Raw genomic sequence first — 4,724 nt, forward strand, 5'->3', positions numbered from 1 at the left:
CAATGGCCAGGAAGCCGAAGCAGCCATGCTTGCGTTCACCGCTTGTCTTCGCGCGGAGGGGGTCGACGTTCCCGACCCATCCGTCGACGCCGATGGAAATCCCCGGTTCACCCAACCCCCCGATCTATCGGCAGTCACACCTGACGAACTCAACGCAGCCGTCGAAGCATGTCGCGACGAACTTGAACAGGTCACGATCGGCTTCATCGGCACCGACCTCACCGGGATCGAGGATGCCTTACTTGAGTACGCCCAATGTATGCGGGCGAACGGTTTTGATCTCCCCGATCCCAAGCTGGACTTCAGTTTTGGTGGTGAGGGCGGTTTTCAGGGTCCGTTTGGGGAGATCGATTTCAACGATCCTGACTTCATCGCCGCCGACGAGCAGTGCTCTCAGATCATCGAGACCCTGAACATCAACGGCTAACTAGCTACCGATATGCAGTGTCAGCGTGGTCGAATAGAGGACCTGGCCGTCCCAGGCCCACTGGCCCTTGAACACATACGTTCCCGGGTTGAGGGACCCGATGGTTGCGGTGTACGAGCGACGGGTCGTGCCGCCAGTCGTCACGTCGGGGCCCACGGTCAGAGATACGGGTGTGTTGTTCATGGTTACGGAGAACGTTGCCTCTTCAAACAGGATGTCGTCACCCGGAGCGAACGGACCTTGATAGAACCACCCCTCATTGATGAGGTACTCGTCGAGGCGGGGATAATCGATCGTTTTCTGGCAAGCCACTTGGAGTGGATCACATACGCCTGAAAATGGCAGGGAGAACAAGAGGGTGTCTCCGCGGAGTGGAATCGGGAGGGGAATCGCTCTGGTGAGGAAGGTGGCCATTTCGGCCCGGCTCACCGGTCGAGATGGGCAAAAGGTCTGGGGTCCACAGCCGAGGGTGATCGCAGCCTGGGCAAGGGCATTGATGTTTGCTTCGAAGATGCTTCCTGCATCGTCGGTGAAGTAATCGGTTCCCGACGGCGCCAGGCGAAATGCCCTGACGAGGAAGGCGGCCATCTGGTCGCGGGTGACCGGCTCGTCAGGGCAGAATCGGTCACCGGTCGAACTGCAACCGGACGTGATGCCAGCCTGCCGCAGGGCGTTGATAGCGGCTTGGTGGATGTTTCCCACGTCATCTATGAAGTAGTCGGCACTGGTCGGCGGCAAGTCGAGAGCCCGCACGAGGAACGTCGCCATCTGGGCTCTCGTGATGCTGCTGTTCGGGCAGTACCATGTGTTCGCCGGAGGGTTGCAACCAACCGTGATTTGCGCCGCCCGAAGGGCGTCGATGTTGCGCTCATGAATGCTGTCGTCGTCGTCCGTGAAGTAGCCATGGGGCGGGATGTGATCGGCACCCGCCGGCAGGCCTGGCAGGAGCAAAGCGCCGATCAGGGCGACGGTACCCAGAAGCCGTCCCGTCATGCGAGGCTGATCGTGCTGAGTACTTCGTTGACCTCCGAGACCAGGGCATCGGCGTTACGGCCCGAACCCAGGACTACGAACAGACAGAACGGCCGCCCGCTGGCGGAGGAGAAAAACTGTTGTAGGCCGGCCTGTCCCGGCAGGGGGTGCTGAAGGCGGTTGGCATCGAAGTCGCTCGATCGAAGCGGCCAGGGAACGGTGGTACTCGAAAACAACTCCGTGCCGCGCTCGGCATCGCCGTATTCGAAAAGCACGATGAGAATGTCGTCGAGGCGCATGAGTTCGACCGCTCCACCTCCGAAATCGCCCCGTTCGGTCGGGAGCGGCCAGTTGGCAAAGTGGGCGATCGTCGTCGTCACCTCTGGAGGATGACCCACGGCGAGCGGGGCCGCTTGAGCGGTGCGCCGATAGAAGTCTGCCTCCCACCCCGCAGGTAGATCGACCGTGATTCCGCGATCGCTGATCAGAGTCACAGGAGCCCACCAATCGTCGACATGCCTGCGACCACAACTCCTATCCGGACGAACCATTCGGCGCGAGGTGCCAGAGCTTGCATCCGCCGATGATATGTACGCAGCGCTTCGCCCGACCCGATTCGGCCGACAGTCAGAATGGGGAGAGCTCTGACCAGGCCGAACACGCCTCCGATGATCCCTCCGGAAACGGGAGAGGCGGCCAGCCCGGCCAACACCACCATCGCGTACGTGGCTGCGGTTGTGACGATGGTCACGACCCCCAGGCCGAGTTGAAAGCCGAATCCTCCGCCGTATACCCAGCTCCGGTACATTCCGAGCCAATCCTCGTTGACTTGTCGATGAATGGTCGGAATCCTGAGACCGGACACATCCCAGACAAGAGCGATAGTCAATATGGCCGCGGTTGCCGCCGCAGATGACGCCGGGGTCGGGGACCACCATTGCAGGCCCAACCAGCCCGCTGCGCCTGCCAGAGCACCGATAGTGACCCCACCGAGCAGGCCTCCGATGAGGTAGTAGGCGACCGTGAGCGGCCACTTGTTGTTGCGGGTCCGCTCACCGAGCGGATGAATGCTGGACAGCATCGACTCCCCTCAGGGAGACCAGCTGGAGCGGATCGCCGCGGCGATTCCGACGATGATTCCTGCCGTCAGGATCATGCTCAGGCCTCGGGTGCTTCGGTCGGGTACAGGGACGGGTCTCCCGGCTCGATCCCGGCGGCGCGGAGTTCATGGTCGGCGTGTTGTTCGCGGTCGGCACCCGCGCGACGGGTCCTGGTGCGAACGGTCGAGTCACTGTAAGCCTGCGTGAGCAGCGATCGGATCTGTTTCCACGATCCGGCTGATCCCTCTCCGACGATCCTCCCCGAGTCGATGAGAATGAAATACGGCGAAACCGGGATCTTGTACTGATCCCAGGCCTGCGAATTCATCACAATCGGATGATGGCGGGGTGCCAGTTTCTCCAAGCGCGATTCGCTTTCGTGTTCCAGGTCTTTGGTGACGATGACGAGGCGGGTATCGACCCCGGGTAGATCGAGTTCGCGGCGCTCGCCGAACTCCTTCCAGAACGTCTGACAAGTTGAACAGCCGGTGGTCATGAAAGCCAGCAACGTCGTGTGATCGGTCCCCAGAACGCCGACGTGGCGGGTGGATCCGTCGGGTTTGGTGCCGGTGATATCGAAAGCGGGAGTCGTCTCGGAACGTGGCTCGGGGATACCTTCACGGGTCTTGAGTCCGGGATTGCGGGTGGCCCGACCCCCTTCGCCGACGCCAAGTTCATGGAGTGATCTGAGGATTTCAGCATGACTACGGAGGAGTCCGGCGACCAGGATTGCCAGGAGCGCAACCACGATGGTGAGCGTCACGATGAGGGCGGTCATCAGATAAGCCTGGTTCCATCATCGGTTTCGGGCACCGGGAGTTCGGGCATGGCAGTGGGGCTGGCAGACCAGACCAACGGGGTACCCGGAGGCATTTCCAGCGAGATGCTTGCACCGCCGGTCCAGTTGCCGTTGCGCAGTAGCCAGGTGGTCCCATTCCGGATGACCCCTGGGGTGTCTGAGCCGTTGCCGTCCCAGTCGCCGACAATCGGGGTGTCCGTGGGCAGGCCGTAGTTGAAGACAATGTCGGGCTGGCCGGCGGAGTTGGAGTTGCGCAGGTACCAGGTTCCGTTGCGGACATAACCCGGCGTCGCAACACCGTCTCCGTCCCAATCCCCAACGATGAACTGATCGCCCACCAGGCCAAACGTAAAGACATTGTCGGGCTCGCCCGTGCCGTTGGCGTTGCGAAGTCTGAACTCGTTCCCGCGAATGACACCGACGGTTTCGACGCCGCTTCCATTCCAATCGCCCACGATCGGGATATCTCCTGGCCTTCCGTAGGAGAAGATCAGGTCGGGCTGGCCACCACCGACCGAATTCTTGAGACGCCACCAGAGCACTTCGTCTCCCAGGCGTCCGAACCGGCTGTTCCTGACGACTCCGGGAGTGCGGGTGCCGTCCCCGTTCCAGTCGCCCATGACGGGTATCTCGTTGGATAGACCGTAGGAGAAGTTGGTGTTTGGTGACGCGGTCGCGTTGCCATTCTTAAGTGTCCAGTTGCCTGCGGTGTACACCCCGGGGAGCGCCGGATAGGTGATTGATCGGTGCAGGCAAGGGGCATCGTGGAACCGGGTGTTGTTGTCGGTGGCGCTGGTGGTCGAGCAACTCGAGTCCCACACCCAGGGTGGAGTGCAGGTGATGACCCGGCAGATGATCGGGCCGAGACAGGTGACATCGTTACCGCACTGGCCGTACCGGAAGGAAGTACAGCAGGCTTTGCGGTTTTTGCAGCTCTTGTTTCCGCACTCACAATTGCAGCTCGCACACGACCGGGAACAAAGTCCGGAGCCGCCGCAGGTGCAGCCGTTACACGATGCATTGCAGTCGATGTAGTAGCGGGGTTGGCCGACCCCGCCGACGGTGCAGAATCCCGAACCGTCGGCTTTCCACCATCCCGCCGCTGTCGACCCCGGTGGGCAGCCGTTCTCGCCGGTCAGCGTGCAACAGAACTCGGTGTAGCCGTCACAACACAGGTCGGAGCAGTTGCAGGAAGACCCTGAGCATGAACAGATGGCGGCATAGGCGCTCACCGGCTGCATCGTGAACTTGAGAGGCGACGCCACCAATGCCGTTCCCACCAGGGCGGCCCGGCGCAAGAATCCCCGGCGATCGACTTTGCGATCCAGCAATGCGCTGGTCTTGTCAACGAGCCAGGTACTCATGAAGCCCGCATCGCGGTGAGGGTTTGGGGAAGTGCAGTCAAAATCAGGTAGAGCAGATAGAC

The 4,724-nt window shown here is 61.6% G+C and carries 6 protein-coding genes; 1 reads left to right on the forward strand and 5 read right to left on the reverse strand.

From position 1 onward, the window contains the following. On the forward strand, positions 1-427 hold a 427-nt coding region (locus JJE47_14880; protein ID MBK5268704.1), incomplete at its 5' end, for a hypothetical protein. Here the strand turns inward: JJE47_14880 and JJE47_14885 are convergent. From JJE47_14885 to JJE47_14905, 5 genes are all read right to left on the reverse strand, one after another. Then, complete coding sequence (locus JJE47_14885; GenBank protein ID MBK5268705.1) at positions 428-1,420, reverse strand: S-layer homology domain-containing protein; 993 nt, start codon at positions 1,418-1,420, stop codon at positions 428-430. Next, entirely contained in the window at positions 1,417-1,893 is a 477-nt protein-coding gene (locus JJE47_14890; protein MBK5268706.1) for a hypothetical protein, read from the reverse strand. Before JJE47_14890 ends, JJE47_14885 begins: the two co-directional genes overlap by 4 nt. Further along, a complete protein-coding gene (locus JJE47_14895; GenBank protein MBK5268707.1) occupies positions 1,890-2,480 on the reverse strand; it encodes a hypothetical protein in 591 nt (196 codons plus the stop codon). The genes JJE47_14890 and JJE47_14895 overlap by 4 nt, the downstream gene beginning before the upstream one ends. A 77-nt stretch (positions 2,481-2,557) precedes the next feature. Then, positions 2,558-3,277: a hypothetical protein gene (locus JJE47_14900; GenBank protein ID MBK5268708.1), complete on the reverse strand. Its 720-nt coding sequence runs from the start codon at positions 3,275-3,277 to the stop codon at positions 2,558-2,560. Continuing rightward, positions 3,277-4,662, reverse strand: coding sequence for a twin-arginine translocation signal domain-containing protein (locus JJE47_14905; protein ID MBK5268709.1), 1,386 nt, complete (start codon positions 4,660-4,662; stop codon positions 3,277-3,279). The genes JJE47_14900 and JJE47_14905 overlap by 1 nt, the downstream gene beginning before the upstream one ends. Positions 4,663-4,724 lie beyond the last annotated feature (62 nt).

This window comes from Acidimicrobiia bacterium, assembly GCA_016650365.1.
Taxonomy (GTDB): domain Bacteria; phylum Actinomycetota; class Acidimicrobiia; order Spongiisociales; family JAENVV01; genus JAENVV01.